The organism is Methylophilus sp. 'Pure River' (genome assembly GCF_046765995.1).
In the GTDB taxonomy this organism is placed as follows: domain Bacteria; phylum Pseudomonadota; class Gammaproteobacteria; order Burkholderiales; family Methylophilaceae; genus Methylophilus.
The window spans coordinates 211896-237713 of record NZ_JBKOUE010000004.1 but is presented as its reverse complement, the minus strand read 5'-3'; the positions used below and the strand labels follow the sequence as shown (position 1 = coordinate 237713).

Here is a 25818-nt window from a genome sequence, read left to right as displayed (position 1 = left end):
CCAACACCAGGTCATGCACTAATGCAAACTATTAAGCAGTGTGTACTGCGGCGTGTCTTGCAGTTTGACTGGGGCAATATTGGGCAGGCCATGCAAAAACTGGTCTATGTCCTGGATGTTGATGTCTGCAGAAATATTACGTACTTGCTTACCTTGCGACTGCACTGGCTTGCGGCGGTAACGCGACACGGTATAGGCAATTTCGCTGGTATCGGCGCGATCGAATACCAGGCGACCTTTGAGAAAGGCGAAGGCATCGGAGGCCGGGCGGTTGACCAGCACCATGGCGCGGTTAGGGTAGACCTCGGCTACCTGGCCGTTGGTGATTTCACGTGAAAGCAATGATGGGCTTTCGGATGATGCTGCGTCTGGCTCCGATTGCGGCTCGACTTTGACGCGGCCATGATCCACACTCACACGCACCAGCTGCTCAAGGCGGTTCACAGCAAAGCGTGTTCCCAGCACGGTGATTCTTGCGGTATCAGTTTCGACGACAAATGGCCGCTCAGGATCTTTGGTCACTTCAAAAATGGCTTCACCTTCTTTGAGCAGCACATGGCGCTGGTGGCGGTAATAAGTAACTTCCATATCGCTCTTGGCACTCAAGGTGACTTTGGTGCCATCATCCAGTGTTTTAGTGACGATTTGCCCCACCGGGTTTTGTGCCGCCAGCTGCATGACCGGCGCAGCTTGCCAGACCTGGTATTGCTGGTGCGAGAAAAAGCCAGCAATACAAATAAAGCAGACCACCATCAACTGCGCCAGGCGCTGTTGCTTGGCTTTGCGGCGGGCTTCATTAGCCATAAACGTTTGCTGCTCGGCTGCATCCGCCAGCGTAGACAGGCTTTCAGCTGAATCCAACTGGCGCATGGCGTGAGCGAAGCTGTCATATTCCGCGGCATGGCTAGGGTCATCTGCCAGCCATTGTTCAAACGCATGATGCTCTGCAGAGCGTTGGTTGTGTGCATGCTCACGCATACGTAAATACCAGCGCGCAGCCATCTCGCTCAGTGTGAGTGACTTGGCTGTGGATGATTTTGACGCGAGCGGTTTAGACATAAGCGGCAGGCTTAATGAATCGCCTGTTGAAATGCCCGGATATCCAGCATGGCCCGGATCAGGTGTTTTTCCACCATATTGGTGCTGATATTCAGTTGTGCGGCAATTTCGCGCTGCTTCATCTCATCCACATGATAGAGCCAGAATACCTGGCGGCATTTTTCTGGCAACAAGTCGACCACGCGTTGCAAGTGATGCAGTTTTTGCCGCGTTTCATACAATTGCTCGGGTGTGCATTCCAGGATCAGCGCAGCTTCGTCAATCTGGTCTTCGTCGACAAACCGCGTTCTATGGCGAAACTCATCTACCAGCAAATGGTTGACGATCCCATTCAAGTAAGCCTGCGGTGACTCTTCGCGAGCCGGATGACTGGAAACTGCAAAAAACACCAGCGCATCGTGCAGGATATCTTTGGCACGTTGCACACACGCCGTGCGACGACCAATACGACGCAAGACGTCGGTGTAAGCCCACTTTAAATCAATGCCGCACCAAGCCAGTGTTTCGCTCATATTCCACCACCCTACTTTGAATAGCTGGATTGTTGCAAAACACATGCCATCACCCTGAGATTCAATAAGAGATTGATTCTCAATTAAAAAATGTGAATGCATTTAAAAACTGGCAAATGATCCCGGTTTATTTCAACCACTTTTTTAAAAAATGGCTGTAATAAACCATTTAAATATATTGAAATAAAAGTAAAATCACAGTCGGATCGGAACTACATAAAAACATGACGCAGAAAATAGCTGCCAGTTTTTGTGGCCAGACCAAATCTACAATTGGAAAGCTTATTGCGCTGTGTTTGCCGGATAGAAACCCACTACGCATGCTTAATATTGCATCACTAAAAGACAATAATTAGTCTAAAAAATCAATGTCATTTTTTAAAACGACCAGCCATGAAGTGTTGCGAGCGCGCTATAACAGCCTGCTTGAAGATGTGCCCGTCGCCATTTTCACGGCGATCAGCGCACTCAGCATTCAAATGATCGTTTTGAATAGCCAGGTGCATTGGTCGCTCTCGATTGCGACCCCGCTGCTCCGGATGCTGATTGGTTGCAGCCTGCTGTTATACTGGTTTTGGCACCGCGACGAACGCCCGTCCATCGATAAAATACGCAAACGACTGGAGATCGCCTCCATCGTCTTTATTCTTGCCGGATTTTTCACGTTCTGGCGCAGCGTTTATCTCTACCCCCTCACCGACACCTTCGGCCACTACTTCCTGATCTTCCACAATACGCTCTACGGATTCTGTTTTGCATTTATCTTATGCAAGCTGGGCCCGGCCGCTTATGCCTATAACCTGCTGATGATTTCATCTGCCATCGCCTGCATTTACCGCGGTGGCTTTGAACACCCGCATTTAATGACCTTGCTCATTATGGTGTTTGAGGTGGGTATGCTCATTACCATGCGTGGCAGTACTACCATGTTCGATAAATGGGTCAATGCCACGCATGAAACGCAGGCACTGCTGAAAGACAACCAGCGCCTGGCCAATCAGGATGTGCTGACGCAATTGCCCAACCGCCGCCAGTTTTTTGAGCAGGTGGAACAACAGCTGGCCCTGGCCAGACGAACGCAAGACTGTTTTGCGGTAGGGATTTTAGATCTGGACAACTTTAAACCGGTCAATGATGTGCATGGCCATCACATCGGCGACCTGGTCCTGATTGAAGTGGGCAAACGGCTGGCCCACGTCAGGCCCAGCCAGGTGCAATTTTACCGACTGGGCGGCGATGAGTTTGCATTTCACCTGGTCACAGACGATGAACACGCGTCACTCAAGCAAGTGGCGCATGATATCAACCAGGCCATTTCACAACCCATCAGCATTGATGGCCTGCTGATTACCGTTAAAGCCTCTATCGGCGCCTGCATTATCTGCGAGGACAATATCTCGGCGCAAAGCCTGTACGAACATGCGGATTTTGCCCTGTACCACGTCAAGCGCACCGGCCGCGGCAATCTGGAGATTTACTCCAAAACGCTGGAACAGGAGCGCATGCACCTGAACCGCATAGACCAGGCCTTGCGTACGGCAGATATACACGCCGAGCTGTGCCCGGTATTTCAACCGATTATTGATATGGATGCCAACGAAGTGTGTGCTTTTGAAAGCCTGGCACGCTGGCAGAGCCCGACCATAGGCGCGGTGTCACCAGCCATGTTTATCCCGGTGGCCGAAAGCCTGGGCATGATTGCCGATATTACCAAGCTGATGTTTAGCCGCTCTATGATTGAAATGGCCACCTGGCCAGACAACATGCGGCTCTCCTTTAATTTATCAGCCTACGATGTCACTAACCAGGCTGTGATTAAAGCGCTGATCGGCATGATGCACACTAGCCAGCTAGCCCCTGACCGCTTTGTGTTCGAGATCACCGAAACCGCCTTATTGCAGGACTTTGAAACAGCCAGGGACAATATCGGCCTGCTACGCAAGGCTGGCGCCAAGGTTGCGCTGGATGATTTTGGCACGGGTTACTCCAGCCTGAGCCACGTACAAAACCTGCCACTGGACAAACTGAAAATCGACCGCAGTTTTGTCAAGGATATTGAAACCAATACCACCAGCCAAACCATCGTCAGGTCCATTCTGGCACTGTGCCACGGCATGCATATGGAGTGTGTGGCTGAGGGCGCCGAAACTGAAAGCCAGGTACGTTTTCTGCAGGCCATGGGTTGCCAGCTCATTCAGGGCTATTACTTTGCCAAGCCGATGCCTAAAGAGCAGGTACAAGCCTATCTGGCAGACACGAAATTAATACCGACCACCTAAGCCGCCACACGCAGGGCGGCAGTTAAAACCTTGCCTTAAAAGTTGATAAGAATTACCACTGTCACAAAAACTATATTAATATCAATTCTTTAACTTTCATGCTCACCCATCGCCCATGCGGTTACGATGCCATGCATGACATGAAGAAAGCGCTGTGTATTAAGCGCCAGCAAGACTCAATCGAACCAAACCGGGATCTATCCATCAGTATTTAAATAGATCAAAAAGGAGGGTTGCGCAATGCGTACAAGCACGCTGTTAATCCTGGATGATGATATTCAGGAGGCCAATCTGATTGCCAGCGAAGCCAAGAGCCTGGGATTTGAAGTCAGGATAGTGGCAGACGCCACCTTGTTTATCGACGCGTTTCTGGCCTGGAAACCGACGCACCTGGCCATTGATATTGTCATGCCCGGCATAAATAGCATAGAGGTGCTAAAAACACTGGCGCAGCTCGACTGCCAGTCGTCGATTATATTAAGCAGTGGCATAGGCACAGACACCCTGCCCGCCGTTCAACTTGCCGCCATTGAGCACAACCTGAATATCCGTGGCATCCTCTACCAGCCGTTTCACCAGCACATATTAAGAAACCTGCTCAACGACCAGGTCTCGGTCGACCTGCATGCACACACCAGTAGCGATGCCAGTACACAGTCATTCATCGTCGATAGTGACACGATCGCGGATGCTATCCACAACCATCAATTCACCGTATTTTATCAACCGCAAATCGAGCTATTCAGCGGCAAAGTCATTGGTTTTGAAGGCCTGTTGCGCTGGAAGCACCCGGTACTTGGCATCAAGCTGCCCGAGCTGTTTATTCCCGTCGCCGAGAAAACCGGGCAAATTGACCAGCTCACGCAGATTGTTATCGAAACCGGCTTTAGCTTTATCCGCTCACTCGGTACGGCACTGTCGTTTTCGCTGAACATTTCGGCAAAAAGTATTAAAAACCAGATGCTGGCAGACAGCCTGGTCAATGCCTGCAAAAGATTCAAGCTGGCCCCGGAAAAAGTCATTCTTGAGTTGACGGAAACCGCCACCATGCACGACCCCGATGAAGCACAGCATATTCTGTCGCAACTGCGGGCAGAAGGCTTTAAGCTCAGCATTGATGACTTTGGTACCGGCTACTCCTCTATGGCGCAACTGGCCAAACTGCCATTTACCGAACTAAAAATAGACAAATCATTTGTCACCACCATGGAAACCTCGTCCAAGTCGAGAAAGGTAGTCGCCTCCACCCTCAAACTGGCAGAAAGCCTGGGCCTGGAAACCATTGCCGAAGGCGTTGAAAACACCTTGGCCGCCATTGGTTTACGTGAGCTTGGCTGCCGCTATGCGCAAGGCTATTATTTTGCCCGGCCCATGGATCAGGCCGCCACTAAAACCTGGCTGGCACAGTGGAATAACCAGTTTTAAACATAGACGGCTACGGCAAAAGTGGTTGGTCTGTAGACTCGTTGTTAAGCAGGGCCTGTTTACGCGCCACACCCCATCGATAGCCAGACAGGGAGCCGTCCTGGCGAATCACTCGATGGCAAGGAATCGCCACCGCCAGCGTATTGGCCGCACAGGCACTGGCCACCGCCCTTACTGCCTTGGGTAAGCCGATACGGCTGGCAAGCTCGCTATAAGTCACGGTCGTCCCGCAGGGAATCTCCCGCAACGCTTGCCAGACCCGTTGTTGAAACACCGTCCCCTGTACGTCTAACGGCAAATTCAAGCCGAGTTTAGGCGCTTCTATAAAAGCGATCACCGTCGCCACCAATGACTCAAAATCAGCGTCCCCGCCTATCAGTTCAGCAGACGGGAACCTGTCCTGTAAATCATGCAGCAATGGTTCCGGGTCATCGCCAATCGCAATCGCGCAGACGCCTTTGGCACTACTGGCAACCAGCACCGCGCCCAGTGAACACTGCGCCAGGGCGAAACGTATCTGTGCCTGCTTACCGCCTTTCACATACTGCGCAGGCTGCATGCCCAGTGTTTGAGTGGCGGTCTCATAAAAACGGCTACTCGACCCATACCCCGCCTCATAAATAGCATCGCTAATCTTCATGCGGGCGCCAAGTTGCTGGCGCATGCGCTGTGCCCGGTGTGCAGAGGCGTAGGCTTTAGGCGTCAAACCGGTCACAGATTTAAACAGGCGGTGAAAGTGAAAACGGCTGACGCCGACATGGTCAGCCAACTGCGCCAAACTGGGGCTGGTCTCGGCGGTTTCAATCAAACGGCAGGCCATGGCCACTTTTGCGGCGGTGTCAGCCAAAGGTAATTGGTCAGGTTTGCACCGCTTACATGGCCGGAAACCAGCGGCCTCAGCAGCGGCACAGCTAGTGTGAAATGCCACGTTTTCCGGGCGAGCCTGCCTGGCCCCACACGATGGCCGACAATACACGCCGGTGGTTTTCACCGAGTAAAAGAACGTCCCATCGGCCTGCGCATCGCGGGCCAGCACTTGTTGCCAACGCGGATCATGCATCGTCGGGTGCTGCATGTGTGTTTGTTGCAGTGTTTGCATAGGATTGCGCGTCGTCATGGCCTGCCCTGTGATCTCTCCTTGATAAGCCTAACGATACAAGATCATACACACACAAACACTCCGACTCTTGCGATTGAATTCCATCCGCGCAACGTCAGCTACGCCTGCCCTGCGGCCAGCATCTCGCAGGCCAGGGCGCCCACATCGCGAACAGCCTGTTCAATGGCCAGCGTCCATAAGTGGCTAAAATTGAGGCGGATATAATGGGTCAGGTCTTTTTTACGCGAAAAAATGGTTCCCGGAGCCACCGTAATTCCGTTTCCAATCGCGGCACGATAGAGTTCCAGCGCATCAATGGCGGGCGGCAACTTGACCCAGATCACATACCCGCCCTTGGGCTCCGAGAGCTGCGTCCCGGCCGGGAAGCTTTGTTCAATCACATTGCGCATCAACACATAGTTTGAGCGCAATGTATGGCGTAACTGCTTGAGATGCTGTTCGAAACTGTCGCGTTGCATAAACTTGGCAATCGCAATTTGCGGTGCCGACGTCAATGACAGGCTATTGAGAAACATCAGGCGCTCCACCTCCTGGCGGTAACGGCCTGCGCTGGTCCAGCCCACGCGGTAACCCGGCGCCAGCGATTTGGAAAAGGACGAGCAATGCAGCACCATGCCCGCGCGGTCAAACGCCTTGGCTGGCAAAGGCGCTGCATCGCTGAAATACAGCTCGCTGTAGACATCATCTTCAATCAGCGGGATATTCTGCTCGGCGAGAAACGCCACCAACGCCTGCTTTTTCGCAGCAGGCATCACAAAGCCCAGCGGGTTCTGGCAGTTAGTCGTAATCAGTACGGCCGCAATACGCACGTTATCAGTCACCGCGCGCAAGGCATCCAGGTCTATGCCAGAGACGGGGTCGGTGCGGATTTCTGCGACCTTCATGCCCAGGCGCTCTACCGTGTGCGCGAGGGCGTAATAGCCGGGCGACTCCAGGGCAATGGTATCCCCGGCCTTGGCCACCGCCTGCAGGCAGAGGGTGATGGCTTCCGTGGCGCCATGCGTAATCACAATATCATCCGGCGAAGCATCCATGCCATGCGCGAGATAGCGGCGTGCAATCTGCTGCCGTAGGCTTTCGTTGCCAGGCGGCAAATCACTCAGCACGCCCCACTCCCCCTCGTCATCGGTCAGGGCTTTTTCATATTGATGGATTTTCTTCAGCGGGAACAGTTGCGGATCTGGAAAGGGCGATCCCAGCGGCACGGTGCCAAACTCGCGGATCGACTTAAGCGTGGTCAGCACCAGTTTGCTGGCATCGATTTCAGACAAGTTGATATCTTTAGCCAGCGGGGAAGCATGCCGCTGTTGTAAACGTTTGCGTGGGGTGACGTAATAACCGGATTGCGGATGGCTGCTGATGACGCCTTCTTGTTCCAGTAACAGGTAAGCACGCAAGACGGTGCTGATACTGAGTTCGTATTTCTGGCTGGCCTGCCGCACCGAAAAAATCCTGTCTCCGGGGCGCAACACACCTTCATCAATCATTGCGCGTATGCGGGCGGCAAACGAGACATAAAGCTTCATGGTGACCAGGCTATGCAGGGGTTGTGATGCCTGTATTATACGTCAGGCGGCTATGCGCCCGTGCAAGATTTAGGTCGTCTGCAACGCCAGCGAAACTTCTTCGCCACTTTGCGTCAAGGCCGCGACCAGGCGTTCTTTTTGCGTAGACAGCTCCACCAGCGCCTGTTCACTCAACGCCGTCATCAACCGTTGCAAGGTACTCATGCGAATCCCCAGGCGCTTGCAAATTACCGCCAGCGACACACATGACCGGCCCTGCTCATGCTCGGCATGCAGCAACTCCAAAATCCCCAGCATCAACACTGTACTGTTATCCAGCGGCACATAGTCGGCGATAAAGCCCGTTTCCACCACAGTTTCATCAACCGTAGCGTCATCATGCAAGACAGTCAGGTCATTCTCAAGCAGCATGGGCTACCTCTGGCGCAGTGGTTTTTTCCAAAATCACCGGAATAGACTTGGAAGTTGGCGTGCGTGAGTCATCAGCCACACTTTCCAGCGGCACCAGATTATTGGTTTCAGGGTAATAGCCACTCAGACAACCTTGCGGAATGTCGTAAGACACCACTAGAAACTTATCCGCACGACGGGTAATTCCATCTTGCCACACACTGACCAGGTTGACCCAGTCACCGGCCACCAGCCCCATGCGCGCAATATCCAGCGGGTTCATAAATACCACGCGGCGCTGACCAAACACACCGCGGTAGCGGTCATCCATGCCATAAATGGTAGTGTTGTACTGGTCGTGCGAACGGGTGGTCATCAATACGAACAACTGGTCACCATATTGCTCACGCGCCTGGTGGATAGGCGAGTTTTGCGGAATCGCCTGCACGGTGAACTCAGCCTTGCCAGAAGGAGTTTTCCACACGCGCTCGCTAGAAGGCACCGGCATGCGGAAGCCACCTGGCGTCTTGATACGCTCGTTGTAATCCTTGAATGCTACCGGCATGGTTTGCTCGATCGCATCACGGATTTTGCTGTAATCTTTAATAAACGCCAGCCATGGCGTTTTGCTGCGTTTGAGCGTGGCATGTGCCAGGCGCGCCACAATGGCTGGCTCGGAGAGCAGATGCGGTGAGGCAGGCTTGTTCATGCCATAAGAGATATGCACCATGCTCATCGAGTCTTCCACCGTCACGCCCTGTGGGCCGGTTTCCTGCGTATCGATTTCGGTGCGGCCCAGGCATGGCAGAATCAGGGCGTCTTTGCCATGCACCAGGTGACTGCGGTTCAGTTTAGTCGTCACATGCGCCGTCAAATCACAATTGCGCATGCCTTCCCAGGTACGGTCAGTATCCGGCGTGGCAATCGAAAAATTACCGCCCAGCCCAAAGAATACTTTACCTTTACCGTCTATCATGGCCTGGATAGCGCCTACGGCATCGTAGCCTGGCGTTTTCGGCACTTTGATATCAAACACGCGCTCCAGGCTATCGAGAAACTCGGCTGGCATCTTTTCATAAATGCCGACGGTGCGGTTACCCTGCACATTGCTATGGCCGCGCACCGGGCACAGGCCTGCGCCCTCTTTACCAATATTGCCGCGTAACAACATCAGGTTCACCAGCGTTTTAATGGTGGCGACGCCATGCTTGTGCTGGGTAATGCCCATGCCCCAGGTAGCAATCACGCGGTCGCCGGTGGCATAAATGCGGGCAATTTCTTCAATCTGCGCTAACGGTACGCCGGACTCTTCTTCAATCACCGCCCAGCTTTCCTGGCGTGCATCTTCGGCAATCGCTGCAAAATTATTAGTGTGTTGTTCGATAAACGCCAGGTCCACCACACGCTCGGCGCCATGCTTGATCGCTTCGTCATCCCATTGGATCACGAACTTAATCATGCCTTTAATCAGTGCCAAGTCACCACCCAGTTTGGGTTGGATAAAGAAATCACTGATTTTGCTACCCTTGAAAGACAGCATGTCAAACGGGCTTTGCGGGTCAGCAAACCGTTCCAGGCCACGCTCTTTTAACGGGTTAATGGCGACGATGCGCGCGCCTCGTTTGGCCGCCTCGCGCAACTCGCCCAACATGCGCGGATGGTTGGTGGCCGGGTTCTGGCCAAAAATCAGGATGGTGTCAGTATGCTCAAAATCATGCAAAGTCACCGAGCCCTTGCCGATGCCCACAGTTGGCGGTAAAGCCATGCTGGTTGACTCATGGCAAAGGTTGGAGCAATCGGGGAAGTTATTGGTGCCGAATTCGCGCACAAACAATTGGTACAAAAAAGCGGCCTCATTGGCGGCACGGCCAGAAGTATAAAAAATCGCTTCATTCGGGTCGGCCAACGCATTCAAATGTGAGGCAATCAATTCAAAGGCATCATCCCAGGAGACTTCTTCATACTTATCTGTGGCAGCGTTGTAACGCATCGGGTGCGTCAAACGGCCTTCGTTTTCCAACTCAAAATCACCCCAGCCCATCAGCTCGGTTACCGTGTGTTTGGCAAAAAACGCTGGTGGCGTACGCTTATTGGTCGCCTCTGCCGCAACGGCCTTCACGCCGTTTTCACAAAATTCAAAGGTAGACGTGTGCTCTTTGTCTGGCCAGGCACAACCTGGGCAGTCAAACCCATCCGGCTGATTTTGGGCCAGCAAAGTCATGATGCCTTTCACAGGAATCTTTTGCAGCGCCAGTTGCGCAGCGACTTGCTTCAACGCCCCCCAACCGGCGGCTGGGTGGTGGTATGGCTTAATGGAGGCTTTAGGTTGCGACATAAGTCCTACTGACGGTGAGTTGGCATATGTGAAAGCATGCCAACATATAAATACGGAATAACGATGTGTGTCATCGTAAGGCAACGCACGACAGCAAACCAGACACAGAAGTGCTGAATTTTTAGAGTACAGTTGTGAGCTAAAAACGTAGAGATGCCAGTATTGACACGGACTATCCCACAACATGAATACACTGGCTGCTTGCTTTCGAAACCTTAGACTTAATTTCGTCAACAGCACCGATTACTTTAGGCAGATGTCGTCAGCTATTTCACTTAATATCCAACATCAATAAAAATCAAAGACTTAGAAAAAGTCTTGCCAAGGGCTATTTCAAGCCATTTGTAATGCAAGTTGAGATATCACCCAGCATAAGTTGAAGGTTTGATCCTTCAGCCGCTATTTAGTGTAGTCATATGCATGCCTAATACATCACTTCATCTATACATCACTTCTCTAAGGCACTGAAAAATAGGCAATTGACCATCTGGGGCTGGATTTGCATATGCCTCAATAGTATTATGCGACGTTCGCTATATACTGACGTATATTACGGTCCACCATTTGGGCGAACACCACTTTCAAAAAAGGATAGACCATGAAATCTTGCCGCTGGTATCTTGCCATCCTGCTGGCGCTTTGCTTGGCAACAGGTGAAGCAGCACAGGATACGTCTGCCGAGGCCCGGGTCAAGGTGGCCGTGGTAGGCGGGCTGGTGCTTTCGGGCGTCTGGCCCGCCCTTGCCAAGCGTGCAGGCAAGGCAACCGGCCTTGTGATCGAGACTGTAGCTGCTGCTCCCAAAGAAGGCGTGGTACCCATCTTTCGCGATGGTGAGGCCGATTTATTGCTGATTCATGGCAGCGATGAGACCTACGGCCTGTTAGCTGCCGGAGTGGCTGCGCCGTTACGTGCCTGGGCCATGAATGAGCATGTGATCGTCGGGCCCAATGATGATCCAGCCAAGGTGGTCGAGGCAGCGGATGCTGCTGAGGCCATGCGCCGTATCGTAGCCGCCGACGCGCCCCTGATCGGTTTCCGTGATCCCGGTAGCTTTGGCATCGTGCATGGCCTGTTCCGTTCTCTTGGCCTGCGACCCGGACCACGCCAGCAGTTATACGACGATGCCGAGTCGCCCCAGCAGGTGCTGCGCTCAGCTGCCGACAAGCATGGTTACGCGGTGGTTGGCCACATTCCTGTGGCCTTCGGCAAGATGCCGAGCAAAGGCATGGCGGTGTTGCTCAAGGGTGATCCGGCCATGCGCCGGGTATATGTGGTGGTTGAGCCGGGGCCTCGTCACCCAGCAAATACACGCCAACGTGAGCTAGCCCGGCAACTTGCAGATTACCTCGTCAGCCCCGCTGGCCAAGCCGATCTGGTGGCTGCCGACAAAGAAGCTGGAGGCCCTTGGGTGTTCCCGCTACCGGCGGCTGACACGCATTGATTTCGTTAACCATACTCGTATAAGTATTCACTACGCGTAGGGAGCGATTTCGTGAAACGTATCAAACTTTTTTTCTTACAGCCCTGCTGGCTTTCGCCTTTGCCGTGCCCGCCGCGGAGGAAGGTAACACGGGTGCTGACCATATAGAGCTGAGTGATGTCGTAGTGACTGGTAAAAAGCTTAATCCACTCGCAATCCCCGTGAAAACAACGGTTGTGACGGCGGAAGAGATCAAGGCCAAAGGGGCGCAAACGGTAGATGAGGCCGTGAAGGATGTCGCAGGTCTGTACGTGACCGGCAGCAATGTGAAGGGGCGAAAGGTATCGCAGATACGCGGTAGCGATGCCAATAGCACCAAGGTCATTATCGATGGAGTGATGATCAACGGCGGCGGGGACGCAAGAATCGATTTGTCTATCATCCCCACTGACAACATTGAGAAAATCGAAATATTCAAGGGGCCCGTTCCCGTCATTTACGGCAGCAATGCGCCCGGTGGCGTGATATTCATCACAACGAAAAATGCCAGCGGAAAACTTTCCGGCTCGCTGGGGCTAGCTAAGGGAAGCTGGGGTTCAGAAATATATTCGGCCTCGCTGGCTGGAGGCACCGAAAGTGTCAGCTATTACCTTGGCGCGAAGCTGAGCAGCACAGACGGCTATGACGACAATCCGAACAACATCGGGGGCTTTAAAAGCCATACGGCCGAAGACTCGCAATACCTCAACGGAAAACTGAAGTGGGATATCAATCCCAAGGCTTCTCTTACTGTGTTCGGATCACATTCGGAAACGACGAGGCAATTGCCGAACCGATATAACGCAACAGCGCGTGTGGGGTATCCCGGTGGGGGCATGCAAAACAATTATTTCGGTGGGGGCGCCACCGGTGGTGGTCCCACTTATGACTGGGGATATGACCCTATCAAGGAATCATATTTGGGCACCGTATATAACCAGAAGCTGAACGAAAATAACGATATCAGTTTGAAAGTTTTTCGGTCCGAATTAAGTAGTTTGCTCACAACATCCGGTTTCCAGCAAATAGACTGGAGTGGCAATACGACTGGCTATGAATTGCAACACACGATCAGGATCGGCAAAGCCAATACAGCCACTTGGGGATATACGGAAGAAAGACGGCGCTTTGAGGAGCAAACCCCTCTGCCACCAGGCACTCCTCCGGTGACTTATGCCAGTGGCGACTACAATTACACAGCCAAGAGTTATTATCTGCAAGACGTGTGGAATGTCACCCGCCAACTCAGTATGAGCTTAGGCTTTCGGCACAATGAAGTCGAAGATCATGTCGCTGTCAAGAACGTCACATGGACGAGACCTGCCAATAAAGAGCAGAAAGGTGTTTATTCATCCGACGATCCAGTGTTGGCTTTGAATTTCAGGCCAATCGAAAGTATTGCGCTACGTGCTTCCATCGGGAAGAGTTTCAGAGCCCCCACCGCGATGGAAAGATCTGCACCCGCACTGGCTCCCTTGAATAGCGGAGGGACGATTATTCCTTACTTTGGTGCGCCTGTTTTGCCAGAAATAGGTCTCAATCGTGAAGTGGGGATAGAGGCTTCAACAGACTTTGGACTTCGGTTTGGCCTGACGGGATTCAACCGACGCATTACGAACATGATCAAAGGTGCAGGCGGGGGTGGCGGGCATACCCAGTACTTCAACATACCCGAAGTTGAAATGGTGGGCTACGAGGCGGAATTTAGCCAAATGATTGGTGAAAGCATTAGGGCATTTGCAAATTACTCTTATACAAATGCTTATGACACGGAGATGAAATTGCAAGTGGCCGATATTCCATTGCGTAAATTCTCATATGGTGTCAATTACACCGGGGGCGGCTTCACCGCACATGCGAACGTAAACTATGTTGGGCCGGTGAGAAGCATGTATAGCCAGGGTAGCGGCAACGCCAGTAGTGATGGAAATTACACTAACGTGGTGAATGGGGTCGCTACTTTTTTCGGCACCCAAAATTTGCCGAGCTACCACGTAGTTGATTTGAAGGTGAATAAGACCGTGGGAAATAACGACTACTACGTCAAAGTTCTAAACCTGTTCAATCAACAATATTACACAGCGGCATTCCTTGTTGCACCAGGTCGGTATGCGGAGGTTGGCGTCACCTTCAAGTTTTAGATGAGCCTCTATTCATTGAAGATCAATATCCGCTTCGTTACATTGCCACAATCCTAGGGCACGAACCAATCCAAGCAAATAATGCTGGCGACATCGCTATATAAACTTGAATATAACGATATGTATAATGGGTATAGGGGAACACTATAAGTGCCCATTCATTTTCTCAACAACGAGTAGGAGTCTTAAAGTGAACAAACATCTACCAACCATCCTTCTAGGGTTGCTTGCCGCAACCTTTATCGGAAATGTGAGTGCAGCGACGCTGACACATGAAAGCATTTCGATTGTGGGTAGCGGAGGGCTTGGCGGCGCGGGATCAACGGCCAGCGACATGATATTTTCAAGTTACAGCGCCGTCGATGGCTGGGGATGGGCCGGTGGTGCAGGTGGCGTTCAGGGCAACCTCTCCAAGACCAATACCGGGGGCAATGCGTTGGCAGCTAACGAAGCCTTCAGCTTTAATATCGGCTCGATTGTCGAGTCTCTAAACACCACCTATGGTGCTGGCAACTGGAATGTCGCTAACGCCAGCCTCTCCTTTACATCCTCATACTCTGTTCAGAACAACTCACGCTTTGGCATTGGCTCTGGAACATTCGATATTTACTGGATGGGCAATGACGACTGGGCACAATCCAAAGGCACACCGACTGATCGCCAACTCAACCCAGTCTACGCCAGCAACGCTACAGCGCTACAAAGCTGGGCAGGTAGCACCGCACTGCTGGGGTCGGAAACCTTTGCAGTGCCTGTCGGTGGCAGCGGATACGTCAGCTTGAGCTATAGCCTTGCATCAGACTCGTCGTTCTTCGCTGACATCCTCTCAGCATCAGCAACCGGCACCAACAAAGAGACTTCATTTTATCTGATGAGTACCGCCGACACTTTGGGCATGATTATTTTCACTGGTGGACAAGGGCAAGCATTACCCACCTTAAGTTTTGACGTGGTTTCGGTGACGCCAGTGCCAGAATCAGAGAGCATATCCCTGCTCTTGGCTGGCCTGGGTGTCATCGGCGCAACAGTTCGCCGCCGTAGAGTCTGATTTAATTTTCCGCACCTGCATTCGTTTTGTAGGTGCGGATGATGCTTAATTGCCCACTTCATCACCGTCAATCCATTTATTCATCTACATCTCAAACTCGATCTCAAACTCGCCAAAAACGCCTTTCGTTGCAAGGTTTAGCTAAAGCCATTCGTTAACTCAATGACTTTATTGCAATGACGCTCTCGACTTGCATTGCAAAAATCCCAAGTTAAATTACAAACGACCCATACCCATAAAAATTTTGCGTGTTTGCTCTTGAAATCAAAAAAGCCTATCCCCAATTAGCAATCAAGGTGCGCGAGTGCTAAAATGCGTACCGCTTTTATTGAATTTGTTGTACCCCCCACATTTAACCTAATAACACTTTAAGAAAACTCCAAGGAGACATTCATGAGTATTCGTCCATTGCACGATCGAGTGATCGTTAAACGCGCTGCTGAAGAGCGCACAACCGCTTCTGGCATTGTGATTCCAGACAGCGCTACCGAGAAACCAGACCAAGGTGTGGTGCAGGCAGTAGGCAATGGTAAAAAAGACGACAACGGTAAAGCAATTCCTTTGGACGTCAAAGTCGGCGACAAAGTGTTGTTCGGCAAATACTCTGGCCAGACTGTAAAGGTTAACGGCGAAGAGCTGTTGGTCATGCGTGAAGAAGACATCATGGCGATTGTTGAGTAATCACTCACAACTAATCCCAAACATTTGAAATTTAGGAGAATTTAAATGGCAGCTAAAGACGTAAGATTTGGTGATGACGTTCGCCAAAAGATGGTAAATGGTGTCAACGTATTGGCTAACGCAGTGCGTGTGACTCTGGGCCCTAAAGGCCGCAACGTGGTATTGGAGCGTTCTTTCGGCGCGCCGACCATTACTAAAGATGGTGTATCTGTTGCCAAAGAAATCGAATTGAAAGACAAATTCGAAAACATGGGCGCACAGATGGTGAAAGAAGTGGCTTCTAAAACCAATGATATCGCTGGTGACGGCACAACCACTGCAACGGTATTGGCACAAGCGATCATCCGCGAAGGCATGAAATCTGTTGCTGCTGGCATGAACCCAATGGATCTGAAACGCGGTATCGACAAAGCGGTTGAAGCAGCTGTTGCTGACCTGAAAGCACAATCCAAACCATGTACTACCAGCAAAGAAATCGCCCAAGTGGGTGCTATTTCTGCTAACTCCGACACCTCTGTTGGCCAAATCATTGCTGATGCGATGGACAAAGTAGGTAAAGAAGGTGTGATCACCGTTGAAGACGGTTCAGGCCTGACTAACGAGCTGGACGTGGTTGAAGGTATGCAGTTTGACCGTGGCTACCTGTCCCCTTACTTCATCAACAATCCAGAGCGCCAAATCGCATTGCTGGACAATCCTTTTGTGTTGTTGCACGACAAAAAAATCTCCAACATCCGTGACCTGCTGCCAACCTTGGAGCAAGTAGCGAAAGCTGGCCGTCCATTATTGATCATTGCTGAAGATGTAGACGGCGAAGCATTGGCAACCCTGGTTGTGAACAACATCCGTGGCATCCTGAAAACAACGGCTGTGAAAGCGCCTGGTTTCGGTGACCGTCGTAAAGCCATGTTGGAAGATATCGCTATTTTGACTGGTGGCACAGTGATTTCTGAAGAAGTTGGCTTGAAACTGGAAGCCGTACAACTGCATGACCTGGGCCAGGCAAAACGCATCGAAGTGGGTAAAGAAAATACCATCATCATCGACGGCGCTGGCAACGAAGAAGCGATCAAAGCCCGTATCGGCCAGATCAAAACTCAAATCGAAGAAGCAACCAGCGACTACGACCGTGAAAAACTGCAAGAGCGCGTGGCCAAACTGGCTGGCGGTGTTGCGGTGATCAAGGTTGGCGCAACGACTGAAATCGAAATGAAAGAGAAAAAAGCCCGTGTTGAAGATGCATTGCACGCAACCCGCGCTGCCGTTGAAGAAGGCATCGTTGCTGGCGGCGGCGTAGCCCTGATTCGTGCTCGCGAGGCGATTGCCAAAGTGAAAGGTGACAACCTGGATCAAGATGCTGGTATCAAAATCGTACTGCGCGCCGTTGAAGAGCCATTGCGCCAAATCACTCAAAACGCTGGTGTTGAGCCATCTGTTGTGGTGAACAACGTGGCTGCTGGCAAAGGCAACTACGGCTACAACGCTGCCAACGAAACCTATGGCGACATGGTTGAAATGGGCGTACTGGATCCAACCAAAGTAACACGTTCTGCGCTGCAAAATGCGGCTTCAGTGGCTGGCTTGATGCTGACCACTGACTGCATGGTTGCTGAACTGCCTAAAGAAGATGCACCTGCAGCACCGGATATGGGTGGGATGGGCGGCATGGGCGGTATGATGTAATTTTGCATTTAAGCAGTTCAGTGATACTGCGTTGCGCAAGTCTTGCCATACTAATTGTATTGTCTTCGACTTGCGCGCCTTGCCTCACTTTCCTGCTTAACGCAAAATGCCCTAAGCAGCATTTAAACAAAACCCGCTTTTGCGGGTTTTGTTTTATCAACCACTCTCCGTCATAATGATGGATTAAATTTCCACTCACGCCCCCAGGCGTCCTATTTAAATAACGAAAGAACACACCATGGCAAATCAATTAGATACCCTCACTCAGCGCCTGAGCTACATCGTTGGCGAAAACCTGGCGCATCAACTTAAAAATGATGGCCTCGAACTGGACGCAGAAGTGGTCGCACTCGCTGTGAAAGATGTCATGTCTGACCAGCCATCTCGCTTAACGGATGATGAAAAAAGAAGCACCGTCGAGCAGGTGCAACAAGAGAGCCAGGACAGACGGACGGCTGCGCTTGCTAAAAACAAAGCTGAAGGCGAAGCCTATCTGGCAGACAATGCTAAAAAAGAAGGCGTGACAACGACGGCAAGCGGCCTGCAATACAAGCAGTTGGAAGCAGGTAACGGCGCCAAGCCAACCACTAGCGATCGCGTGAAAGTACATTACCACGGCACGCTGACTGACGGCACGGTGTTTGACAGCTCTTATGAGCGTGGCGAACCGATTGTATTCCCGGTCACCGGCGTGATTGCAGGCTGGGTAGAAGGCTTGCAACTGATGAATGTAGGCAGCAAGTTTGAGCTGACGATTCCATCACATTTAGCCTACGGTGCAAATGGCAGCGGCCCGGTGATTGGCCCGGATGCTACCTTGGTGTTTCAAGTAGAATTACTGGGCATTGAGTAAGCCGAACCAGTGAATAAAAAAACCCGCTGAAGCGGGTTTTTTTATTGGCCTCACCTTGCAAGGGGCTGCGGCTTGAATACGTAGAACAAATTAGGCTCACTGACGATATAAACACTTCCCTCATCATCAATCGCAACACCTTCCGCTTGCGGCACACTTTGATGCAGGCCATGAAAGCCTTTCCAGAGCGCAAGTGAGCCCATAGTTTGTCCGGATTCGTTAAATTGTTTCAGCAACTTGGACTCATCACTGAGCAAGAACAGATGCCCGGATTTTTCATGATAGGTCACAGAAGACAAATCCCGTAGTGCCCACTTCAACGCACCATCAAATTGCTTCAGCCGCTCAACTTCAATCGTATTTTGTTTTTTGTGCTCGGGATCATACAAGCCACTCACTGAGATGACATATTTGGGATCACGTTCCTTCACCACAATCAGCCGATGGTGGACGCTGTCCCAGGAAACCCCTTCAAAATTCTTGTTGCCTCGCTCATGCATACCAAATCGCAGTAGACTAGCATCATCAATTGAAATTTCACGCGTTTCCGGCTTAATCTGTAGTAACCACAACTTATTTTCCCGTTCGTCAGCAACGACATAATAATCCTGCTCAACGTGGGTAATGCCTTCCAGGTCATCGGCACCATGCACTTTAATCTCGCGCAGTGGGACGCCATCACGACTCAATTCGACAATCATGCTCATATCATTGAGCACGGTAAACAATGTGCCAGTTTCGTGATTAAAGGTCAATCCGGAAGTGTTTTGATAATGGGCCAGTGGTTTGGCCTCAATGGCGACCTGGTAGTTGGCCAAATCCAGTCCATGATGATCCGGGCTATGCAATTGATGCCATAGATGCCAGGCAAGGGCTTCTGCTTTCAGTACATACAGCATGGATAGCAACCCTGCCAACACACTGAATATTACTCCGGCTCTGACTAACCACTTCTTTTGATACTGCACGCTTTTTCAACCTGATGATTTAACACCTTAAGGCTGACTCGATTACTTGCACCAAGTTCCAGCGTTTGTGTAATGAAGGGTTAAGGCAGCCAGAAAATGGCTACCAGATAGCAATTAAACGGACTCTTGACGCTGACCGCGGCCCAGTAATGCACTCACCGCCTCTTGCGCGGTTTTCTGGTTAGTCAGCAATTGATTCACTTCAAACGTAATCGGCATTTCCACGCCTATGGTTTCAGCACGACGCATCACTTCGCGCGCGGTGTTCACGCCTTCAGCCACATGCCCTAAACCCGCCAGGATGCTTTCAAGGGATTTGCCAGAAGCGAGCTGCAAGCCAACTTCGCGGTTACGTGAATATTGACCGGTACAGGTCAATATCAGATCGCCCGCACCAGCCAGGCCCATAAATGTTTCTGACTTAGCGCCCAAGGCCATACCAAAACGCGTAATTTCGGCCAGACCACGCGTAATCATGGCAGCGCGTGCATTGTTACCAAAGCCCATACCATCCGAAATACCCGCGGCAATCGCCATCACGTTCTTCACGGCGCCTCCCACAGAAGCACCCACGACATCGACGCTATCGTAGACACGCAAGCAACCGCCATGAATCAGCTGTGCTGCCTGTTGCGCCAGTTCGCGGTGGTTCGCCGCCAGTGTAATGGCGGTAGGCAAGCCACGCACCAACTCAGCGGCAAAGCTGGGGCCGCTTAATACGCCCCATGGGTAGTCTGCGCCTAACTCTTCTTGTGCTACTTCAAAAGGTAATTTTGCCGTTTGCGGTTCCAGGCCTTTATTGGCCCAGATCAAAGGTTGTGTGATATCCAAGGCTTTGAGTTGTTGCAAAATAGGCCGAAAACCAGCCGTAGGCACGACCGACAGAATTAAATCTGCGCCATGCACGGCGGCAGCCAGGTCATCGTCTACCGTGAGTTTTTCAGGAAAGGGAAAATCGCCCAGATAGAGCGGGTTGGCACGCGCCTTACGCATGCCGGAAACGTGCCCGCTATTACGCGCCCACAGCACCACATCGTGCTGCAGGGCGATATGCATGGCGAGCGCAGTACCCCAGGCACCGGCTCCTAAAACTGCGACCTTACTCATTTGACTTTACCCAGAAGCATCACCGAACGCATCAGTGATGTACTTTTAATTGAATCAATTAGTTAGGCGCGCCAGCAGCTTGCGCGGCTTGTTGCTGTTGTTGCAGGTACAACGCTTCGAAGTTGATCGGGTTCAACAACACTGGCATAAAGCCTGCACGTGTCACCATGTCAGAAATCGCTTCACGCGCATATGGGAACAAGATGTTCGGGCAAGCCACAGCCAGGATAGGCTCCATGTTTTCTTGTGGCACGTTGCGGATAGCGAAAATACCGGATTGTGTCACCTCTACCAAAAAGGCGGTTTTGTCTTCGATTTTGGCAGTCACGGTCACTTTGATAGACACATTGAAAATACCGTCTTCGATTTGCTGTGCGCTGTTGCCCAGCTCTACGTTAATTTGTGGAGTTGCACGCTCAGTGAAAATGGCAGGCGCATTTGGCACTTCAATTGAAGCATCGTGTACATACAATTTTTCAATGCTGAAAATCGGTGCTGCGTTTTGTTCTGTTTGGTTCTGTGAGTCCTGAGCCATGAATTATCCTTAATAATTATCAATACACAAAGCCGCTATTCTAACCGGACATCCCCGGCCTGACCATGTGTTTTTTGTGACAAAAAACAATGTGGTTTAAGCCGCCAGCAATGGGTCCAGGCCGCCTTGTACATCCAGTGCGTGCAAGTCGTCAAAGCCACCCACATGCTGCTCGCCGATAAAAATCTGCGGCACAGTACGACGGCCAGTTTTTTCCATCATTTCAGCGCGCAACTCCGGCTGCAAATCGACACGAATTTTTTCAATCTCGGTCACGCCTTTATTTTTCAGCAAGCGTTCCGCATTGATGCAATAAGGACATACTGCGGAGGTATACATCACGACTTTAGCCATACAATTCCTTTTAAAAACATTACTACTTGAACCGCGCTATTTGCTGCTCGGCATTTTGGCCTCTATCCAGGCCTGCATGCCGCCTTTGAGTACATTCAAGGCGGTAAAATTTTGCGCCTTGAGCAATTTGGCCGCCGCATTGGCGCGTCTGCCACGTTCGCAGACAACCAGCACCGGTTTATCGCGAAATTTTTCCAGTTCCTTGAGGCGCGCAGATAATTGCGATAACGGTACATTACGCGCACCCTGCAAATGCCCCTGGGCAAACTCGTCAGGCTCACGCACATCCAGCACCAGCGCAGATTTTCTGCTCATCAGCATCACTGCTTCAGTGACTGAAAGCACAGAAATCCCTGCCGCTGAGCGACTCAGCATAGGCAGCAACAAGGCCAGACCAGAGCCAATGGCCAGGCCAATTAATAATACATTCTGTCTAAAAAACTCCACTTGTACACTCACCTGTTCTCGTCATGTTTACACCAGGCGGCGCCCTTGCTGGGTAGGCGTCGCCTGCGGTTGCGATTATAATAGACGAATTCATCAATCCGACGTTCCGTCACCACTTTAAAGATTGTTAGCCATGTCTATCAAACCTGTCATTTTGCTCATCCTCGATGGTTTTGGTCACAGCGAGACCACTGAATTCAACGCCGTGCTGCAAGCCAACACCCCGAATCTGGACCGCTTGAAAGCCACGCATCCACACGGATTGATCAATGCCTCTGAACATTACGTTGGTTTGCCAGATGGGCAGATGGGCAACTCTGAAGTAGGCCACTTGAATATTGGGGCGGGACGTATTGTCTTTCAAGACTTTGAACGCATTAATAACAGCATCAGCAGCGGTGAGTTCTTTAAACTGCCTGCCCTGATGAATGCCATGCAGGCACTCAAGGCCAGCAACAAAGCGCTGCACATCCTGGGCTTGCTGTCTGACGGCGGCGTACATAGCTACCAGCCGCATATTCACGCCATCCTGGAGATGGCCAAGCAACAAGGCCTGAGCAAGGTCTATGTACACGCCTTCCTTGATGGCCGTGACACGCCACCAAAAAGTGCACAGCCTTACCTGCAAGCACTGGAAGACCACCTGAAAACACTGGGCGTAGGCAAAGTCGCTTCTGTGGGTGGCCGTTTTTACGGCATGGATCGGGACAAGCGCTGGGAGCGTGTCTCGGTTGCTTATGAACTGCTGGTCAACGGCACGTCTGACTATATTGCGCCTGACAGCCTGACCGCTTTGCAACAAGCTTACGCACGTGATGAAAGTGATGAATTCGTCAAATGCACGGCGATTCGTGCCGTCGATGCAGCACCGGTACGCATGGAAGATGGCGACTGCCTGGTGTTTATGAACTTCAGGAGTGACCGCGCGCGCCAGTTGACCAATGCCCTACTCAATCCGCAATTCAGCGGTTTTGAACGCAGCCGCGTGCCGAGCTTCAGCCATTACTTTACGCTGACGCAATACGACAAAAACCAGGCCCTGGCCGAACCAGTATTTGCGCCATTTACAGTACCCAACACCTTTGGCGAATATGTGTCCAATCTGGGGCTGAAACAACTACGCATCGCCGAAACTGAAAAATACCCGCACGTCACCTTCTTCTTTAATGGCGGCGAAGAAACCGTGTTTGCAGGCGAAGACCGTATCCTGGTGCCGTCGCCCAAAGTAACCACTTACGACTTACAGCCAGAAATGAGCGCGCCAGAAGTCACAGACAAACTGGTAGCTGCGATTGAGTCGCAACAATACCAGGCGGTGATCTGCAATTATGCTAACGGCGATATGGTCGGCCATACCGGCAACCTGCAAGCGGCCATTAAAGCGGTAGAAACACTGGACACCTGCGTGGGACGCGTGGTTGCTGCGGCGCAAAAAATGGGGGCAGAAGTGATTATTACCGCCGACCACGGCAACGCCGAAAGCATGTTTGACCATGCCAGCGACCAGGCACATACCCAGCACACCACGAATCTGGTGCCGTTTATCTATATCGGCCGCGCAGGCACCATTACATCAGGCGGCGCACTCTCTGACATCGCACCGACCTTGTTGTCGCTCATGGGTGTGCCGCAACCCGCCGAAATGACAGGTAAAAACCTGATCACTCTCCATGCAGCGGCCTAAACTGAGCCGCGTGATGCATGCCTGAGTTCGGAACGCATATTAGCTCTCGGCCAACACGGCTATGGGGCTATTGCCTGGCCGCATGGTTCGCCCTGTGCCTGGGCAGTTTTGCCCTGCCTGCCTACGCCGCAGCCAATGATAAAGCCGAGACGACTAAAGGCGATCTGGAGCAGGTCAAGGAAAAAATCCAGCAACTGGCCAACGCCCTTAAAGCCTCACGTGTCGCCAAGCAAGATGCGCATGAGGCGCTAAAGGCCTCGGAAACGGCCATCAGCAGTTCTCGTAAAAAACTGCGCGAAATCCAGGATGCGCAACAGGAAAACCGTGGCAAATTGCAAGACCTGCAAAAGCAGTTATCCCTGTTGCAGCGCCAGGTGAACCAGCAACGCAATGCCCTGAGTCAGCAGCTCAACCAGCAATACCGCCATGGCAACAACAGCCCATTGCAAATGCTGTTGCAACAGCAAGACCCGGCCAATACCACACGCAACCTGAAATACCTGGGTTACCTCACGGCAGCGCATCAGCAGCAGATTCAGTCATTGCAAGACAATCAGGAGGCGATAGACCGCGTGCGTTCGGCCACTACCGAGCAACTGCATGAAACCGAGCGTCTGGCCAGCCAATACAGCGAAACCACGCAAAAACTGGAAGGTGAAAAGTCACGTCGCACGGAGGCCTTGAACGAGCTTTCCAAGCAGATTGAAACGCAAGAACAACAGATGGTGCGTCTGAAAAAAGACGAAGAAGCCTTGTCTCAGTTGTTCCAACGCCTGCTGGCGGAAGCCAAGAAACGTGAACAGGAAGCGCTGGCCAGAGCCAAGCGCGAAAAAGAAGCGGCGGCGAAAAAAGCGGCCGAACTGGCACGTAAGAAAAAGTCCGGCGGACGGACGTTTGAGCGGTCACCGCAAACGAATGTAGAGGACAGTGAGAGCAATACACAAAGTAATACGGTCATCGCCAAAAACGAAACACTGCCAGAGTACAACGCCAATAAAGAAAACTTTTCCCAGTTGCGCGGTCGCCTGCGCCTGCCAGTGCGTGGTGATGTGATCAATCGCTTTGGCACCGCACGCGCCGATACCGGCGTCAGTTGGAAAGGTATTTTCATCCGCGCCAAAGAAGGCAGTGAAGTCAAATCGGTGGCAGGCGGACAAGTGGTGTTTGCTGACTGGATGCGCGGTTTTGGCAACCTGATCGTGGTCGACCATGGCAATGGTTACATGAGCCTATACGGCAACAACGAGGCGCTTTACAAGGCTTCCGGGCAAAGCGTCAAATCCGGCGATACCATCGCCGCCGTCGGCAATAGCGGCGGTAATGCCGAAAATGGTGTGTATTACGAGCTGCGTCGCAACAGTATTCCTTTTGATCCACTGCAATGGAGCAGCGTGCGTTAGCTCTGTGGGCGTTGCAACACTCTATTTCGCGTCTTGCGGAATGACAGGTAGCGGCATATTACGCCTGGCTTCAGCATAAATCTTGTCCAACTCCTCCTGTGACATGGTGATCCCTGGCACGCGCTCATCCGCACTAGGTTCATACCCGCCAGCCGAGGGCGTTTCGGCAGTATTGGCCGGGCTTGCCGACTGGATTACTGCTCCCTCCGGCGTTGAGGCCTCGCGCTCACAGCCGCCCAAGCAAACTGCACAGATAACAGACAAGATAACGCTAGAACAAGATTTAATGACGCAATATTTCATGGCACTACACTTCCGACACAATACTTTTACTACAATAAAAAACGTACTACTCACCCATCACGTGCATCAACACGCGGCGACGGGCAGGTAGATGGCGGTGTTCAAACAGGAAAATACCTTGCCATTGGCCTAAGGCAACCCGGCCCTGCAACACCGGAATAGACAGGCTGGTTTGGGTTAACGCGGTACGCACATGCGCAGGCATGTCGTCCGGGCCTTCTACGGTATGGATAAACAAATCATCGCCGTCCGGCACCAGGCGATTAAAAAATGCTTCCAGGTCCACCAGCACATCGCGGTCATAGTTTTCATTGATGAGTAAACTGGCGGAGGTGTGCTGAATATATAAGGTGAGCAAACCACTTTGAATACCGGATTGCTGCACCCATTGCAGGACTTGCGGCGTGATATCGTATAAACGCCGCCCCTGGGCATTGATGGAAAGGGTTTCGTGCTGTTGTCGCATAGCGAAGTCCAGAAGCAAAATCCTGATTATACAAGGGATGCCA

At 51.8% G+C, this 25818-nt stretch carries 23 protein-coding genes; 10 read left to right on the top strand and 13 right to left on the bottom strand.

Annotated elements, in window-relative coordinates; translation table 11 throughout:
* Positions 1-18: 18 nt before the first annotated feature.
* Together ACIDE9_RS06500 and ACIDE9_RS06495 are read right to left on the bottom strand one after the other, a co-directional pair.
* The gene (locus ACIDE9_RS06500) at positions 19-1059 is read right to left on the bottom strand and encodes a FecR family protein (protein ID WP_411993615.1); all 1041 of its coding nucleotides are present in this window, start codon (positions 1057-1059) and stop codon (positions 19-21) included.
* Between the two features lie 11 nt (positions 1060-1070).
* On the bottom strand, positions 1071-1616 hold the full coding sequence (locus ACIDE9_RS06495; protein WP_411993614.1) for an RNA polymerase sigma factor: 546 nt from the start codon (positions 1614-1616) through the stop codon (positions 1071-1073).
* Between the two features lie 323 nt (positions 1617-1939).
* On the opposite strand from ACIDE9_RS06495, the gene ACIDE9_RS06490 reads away from it, so the two are divergent.
* Both ACIDE9_RS06490 and ACIDE9_RS06485 read left to right on the top strand, forming a co-directional pair.
* On the top strand, positions 1940-3850 hold the full coding sequence (locus tag ACIDE9_RS06490) for a putative bifunctional diguanylate cyclase/phosphodiesterase (protein ID WP_411993612.1): 1911 nt from the start codon (positions 1940-1942) through the stop codon (positions 3848-3850).
* A gap of 240 nt (positions 3851-4090) precedes the next feature.
* Positions 4091-5275, top strand: coding sequence for an EAL domain-containing protein (locus tag ACIDE9_RS06485; protein WP_411993610.1), 1185 nt, complete (start codon positions 4091-4093; stop codon positions 5273-5275).
* A 10-nt stretch (positions 5276-5285) separates the two neighbouring features.
* Here the strand turns inward: ACIDE9_RS06485 and ada are convergent, their stop codons facing one another.
* The 4 genes from ada to ACIDE9_RS06465 all read right to left on the bottom strand — a co-directional run bounded on the left by ada (position 5286) and on the right by ACIDE9_RS06465 (position 10646).
* A complete protein-coding gene (ada, locus tag ACIDE9_RS06480) occupies positions 5286-6392 on the bottom strand; it encodes a bifunctional DNA-binding transcriptional regulator/O6-methylguanine-DNA methyltransferase Ada (protein ID WP_411993608.1) in 1107 nt (368 codons plus the stop codon).
* Positions 6393-6493: 101 nt separating this feature from the next.
* Positions 6494-7921, bottom strand: a complete 1428-nt coding sequence (locus ACIDE9_RS06475) for a PLP-dependent aminotransferase family protein (RefSeq protein ID WP_411993606.1) — start codon at positions 7919-7921, stop codon at positions 6494-6496.
* Between the two features lie 69 nt (positions 7922-7990).
* Positions 7991-8332 (bottom strand): hypothetical protein, encoded by a 342-nt coding sequence (locus ACIDE9_RS06470; protein ID WP_411993605.1) that lies wholly within the window; start codon positions 8330-8332, stop codon positions 7991-7993.
* Positions 8322-10646, bottom strand: a complete 2325-nt coding sequence (locus ACIDE9_RS06465) for an FdhF/YdeP family oxidoreductase (RefSeq protein ID WP_411993603.1) — start codon at positions 10644-10646, stop codon at positions 8322-8324. Before ACIDE9_RS06465 ends, ACIDE9_RS06470 begins: the two co-directional genes overlap by 11 nt.
* 598 nt (positions 10647-11244) lie before the next feature.
* On the opposite strand from ACIDE9_RS06465, the gene ACIDE9_RS06460 reads away from it, so the two are divergent.
* The 6 genes from ACIDE9_RS06460 (at position 11245) to ACIDE9_RS06435 (ending at position 18511) form a co-directional block, all read left to right on the top strand.
* Positions 11245-12087: a substrate-binding domain-containing protein gene (locus tag ACIDE9_RS06460; RefSeq protein ID WP_411993601.1), complete on the top strand. Its 843-nt coding sequence runs from the start codon at positions 11245-11247 to the stop codon at positions 12085-12087.
* Between the two features lie 164 nt (positions 12088-12251).
* Complete coding sequence (locus ACIDE9_RS06455) at positions 12252-14246, top strand: TonB-dependent receptor (RefSeq protein WP_411993600.1); 1995 nt, start codon at positions 12252-12254, stop codon at positions 14244-14246.
* 190 nt (positions 14247-14436) lie between these two features.
* Positions 14437-15294, top strand: coding sequence for a PEP-CTERM sorting domain-containing protein (locus tag ACIDE9_RS06450; RefSeq protein WP_411993599.1), 858 nt, complete (start codon positions 14437-14439; stop codon positions 15292-15294).
* Positions 15295-15687: 393 nt separating this feature from the next.
* The gene (locus tag ACIDE9_RS06445) at positions 15688-15975 is read left to right on the top strand and encodes a co-chaperone GroES (RefSeq protein WP_194740539.1); all 288 of its coding nucleotides are present in this window, start codon (positions 15688-15690) and stop codon (positions 15973-15975) included.
* 45 nt (positions 15976-16020) lie between these two features.
* Positions 16021-17658: a chaperonin GroEL gene (gene groL / locus ACIDE9_RS06440; RefSeq protein WP_194752934.1), complete on the top strand. Its 1638-nt coding sequence runs from the start codon at positions 16021-16023 to the stop codon at positions 17656-17658.
* A 238-nt stretch (positions 17659-17896) separates the two neighbouring features.
* Complete coding sequence (locus ACIDE9_RS06435; RefSeq protein WP_411993597.1) at positions 17897-18511, top strand: FKBP-type peptidyl-prolyl cis-trans isomerase; 615 nt, start codon at positions 17897-17899, stop codon at positions 18509-18511.
* Positions 18512-18561: 50 nt separating this feature from the next.
* Here the strand turns inward: ACIDE9_RS06435 and ACIDE9_RS06430 are convergent, their stop codons facing one another.
* The 5 genes from ACIDE9_RS06430 to ACIDE9_RS06410 all read right to left on the bottom strand — a co-directional run bounded on the left by ACIDE9_RS06430 (position 18562) and on the right by ACIDE9_RS06410 (position 21922).
* Positions 18562-19431, bottom strand: coding sequence for an SdiA-regulated domain-containing protein (locus tag ACIDE9_RS06430; protein WP_411993595.1), 870 nt, complete (start codon positions 19429-19431; stop codon positions 18562-18564).
* A gap of 162 nt (positions 19432-19593) precedes the next feature.
* The gene (locus ACIDE9_RS06425; protein ID WP_411993593.1) at positions 19594-20586 is read right to left on the bottom strand and encodes an NAD(P)H-dependent glycerol-3-phosphate dehydrogenase; all 993 of its coding nucleotides are present in this window, start codon (positions 20584-20586) and stop codon (positions 19594-19596) included.
* Between the two features lie 58 nt (positions 20587-20644).
* Positions 20645-21121, bottom strand: a complete 477-nt coding sequence (gene secB / locus ACIDE9_RS06420; protein ID WP_194740535.1) for a protein-export chaperone SecB — start codon at positions 21119-21121, stop codon at positions 20645-20647.
* A 96-nt stretch (positions 21122-21217) separates the two neighbouring features.
* Positions 21218-21475, bottom strand: a complete 258-nt coding sequence (gene grxC / locus ACIDE9_RS06415; protein ID WP_019881487.1) for a glutaredoxin 3 — start codon at positions 21473-21475, stop codon at positions 21218-21220.
* A 36-nt stretch (positions 21476-21511) separates the two neighbouring features.
* A complete protein-coding gene (locus tag ACIDE9_RS06410; RefSeq protein ID WP_194753834.1) occupies positions 21512-21922 on the bottom strand; it encodes a rhodanese-like domain-containing protein in 411 nt (136 codons plus the stop codon).
* 133 nt (positions 21923-22055) lie between these two features.
* On the opposite strand from ACIDE9_RS06410, the gene gpmI reads away from it, so the two are divergent.
* Both gpmI and ACIDE9_RS06400 read left to right on the top strand, forming a co-directional pair.
* Positions 22056-23606 (top strand): 2,3-bisphosphoglycerate-independent phosphoglycerate mutase, encoded by a 1551-nt coding sequence (gene gpmI / locus ACIDE9_RS06405; protein ID WP_411993590.1) that lies wholly within the window; start codon positions 22056-22058, stop codon positions 23604-23606.
* Positions 23607-23623: 17 nt separating this feature from the next.
* Positions 23624-25006 (top strand): murein hydrolase activator EnvC family protein, encoded by a 1383-nt coding sequence (locus ACIDE9_RS06400; RefSeq protein WP_411993589.1) that lies wholly within the window; start codon positions 23624-23626, stop codon positions 25004-25006.
* A gap of 21 nt (positions 25007-25027) precedes the next feature.
* Here ACIDE9_RS06400 and ACIDE9_RS06395 read toward each other — a convergent pair whose 3' ends face one another.
* Positions 25028-25270, bottom strand: a complete 243-nt coding sequence (locus tag ACIDE9_RS06395) for a hypothetical protein (RefSeq protein ID WP_411993588.1) — start codon at positions 25268-25270, stop codon at positions 25028-25030.
* Between the two features lie 85 nt (positions 25271-25355).
* Complete coding sequence (locus tag ACIDE9_RS06390; protein WP_194740530.1) at positions 25356-25775, bottom strand: secondary thiamine-phosphate synthase enzyme YjbQ; 420 nt, start codon at positions 25773-25775, stop codon at positions 25356-25358.
* Positions 25776-25818 lie beyond the last annotated feature (43 nt).

Excerpts from the sequence above, each read along its gene's own strand:
- ACIDE9_RS06500 (WP_411993615.1), bottom strand. The coding sequence starts at position 1,059 with ATGTCTAAACCGCTCGCGTCAAAATCATCCACAGCCAAGTCACTCACA.
- ACIDE9_RS06495 (WP_411993614.1), bottom strand. The coding sequence starts at position 1,616 with ATGTGTTTTGCAACAATCCAGCTATTCAAAGTAGGGTGGTGGAATATG.
- ACIDE9_RS06490 (WP_411993612.1), top strand. The coding sequence starts at position 1,940 with ATGTCATTTTTTAAAACGACCAGCCATGAAGTGTTGCGAGCGCGCTAT.
- ACIDE9_RS06485 (WP_411993610.1), top strand. The coding sequence starts at position 4,091 with ATGCGTACAAGCACGCTGTTAATCCTGGATGATGATATTCAGGAGGCC.
- ada (WP_411993608.1), bottom strand. The coding sequence starts at position 6,392 with ATGACGACGCGCAATCCTATGCAAACACTGCAACAAACACACATGCAG.
- ACIDE9_RS06475 (WP_411993606.1), bottom strand. The coding sequence starts at position 7,921 with ATGAAGCTTTATGTCTCGTTTGCCGCCCGCATACGCGCAATGATTGAT.
- ACIDE9_RS06470 (WP_411993605.1), bottom strand. The coding sequence starts at position 8,332 with ATGCTGCTTGAGAATGACCTGACTGTCTTGCATGATGACGCTACGGTT.
- ACIDE9_RS06465 (WP_411993603.1), bottom strand. The coding sequence starts at position 10,646 with ATGTCGCAACCTAAAGCCTCCATTAAGCCATACCACCACCCAGCCGCC.
- ACIDE9_RS06460 (WP_411993601.1), top strand. The coding sequence starts at position 11,245 with ATGAAATCTTGCCGCTGGTATCTTGCCATCCTGCTGGCGCTTTGCTTG.
- ACIDE9_RS06445 (WP_194740539.1), top strand. The coding sequence starts at position 15,688 with ATGAGTATTCGTCCATTGCACGATCGAGTGATCGTTAAACGCGCTGCT.
- groL (WP_194752934.1), top strand. The coding sequence starts at position 16,021 with ATGGCAGCTAAAGACGTAAGATTTGGTGATGACGTTCGCCAAAAGATG.
- ACIDE9_RS06435 (WP_411993597.1), top strand. The coding sequence starts at position 17,897 with ATGGCAAATCAATTAGATACCCTCACTCAGCGCCTGAGCTACATCGTT.
- ACIDE9_RS06425 (WP_411993593.1), bottom strand. The coding sequence starts at position 20,586 with ATGAGTAAGGTCGCAGTTTTAGGAGCCGGTGCCTGGGGTACTGCGCTC.
- secB (WP_194740535.1), bottom strand. The coding sequence starts at position 21,121 with ATGGCTCAGGACTCACAGAACCAAACAGAACAAAACGCAGCACCGATT.
- grxC (WP_019881487.1), bottom strand. The coding sequence starts at position 21,475 with ATGGCTAAAGTCGTGATGTATACCTCCGCAGTATGTCCTTATTGCATC.
- gpmI (WP_411993590.1), top strand. The coding sequence starts at position 22,056 with ATGTCTATCAAACCTGTCATTTTGCTCATCCTCGATGGTTTTGGTCAC.
- ACIDE9_RS06400 (WP_411993589.1), top strand. The coding sequence starts at position 23,624 with ATGCCTGAGTTCGGAACGCATATTAGCTCTCGGCCAACACGGCTATGG.
- ACIDE9_RS06390 (WP_194740530.1), bottom strand. The coding sequence starts at position 25,775 with ATGCGACAACAGCACGAAACCCTTTCCATCAATGCCCAGGGGCGGCGT.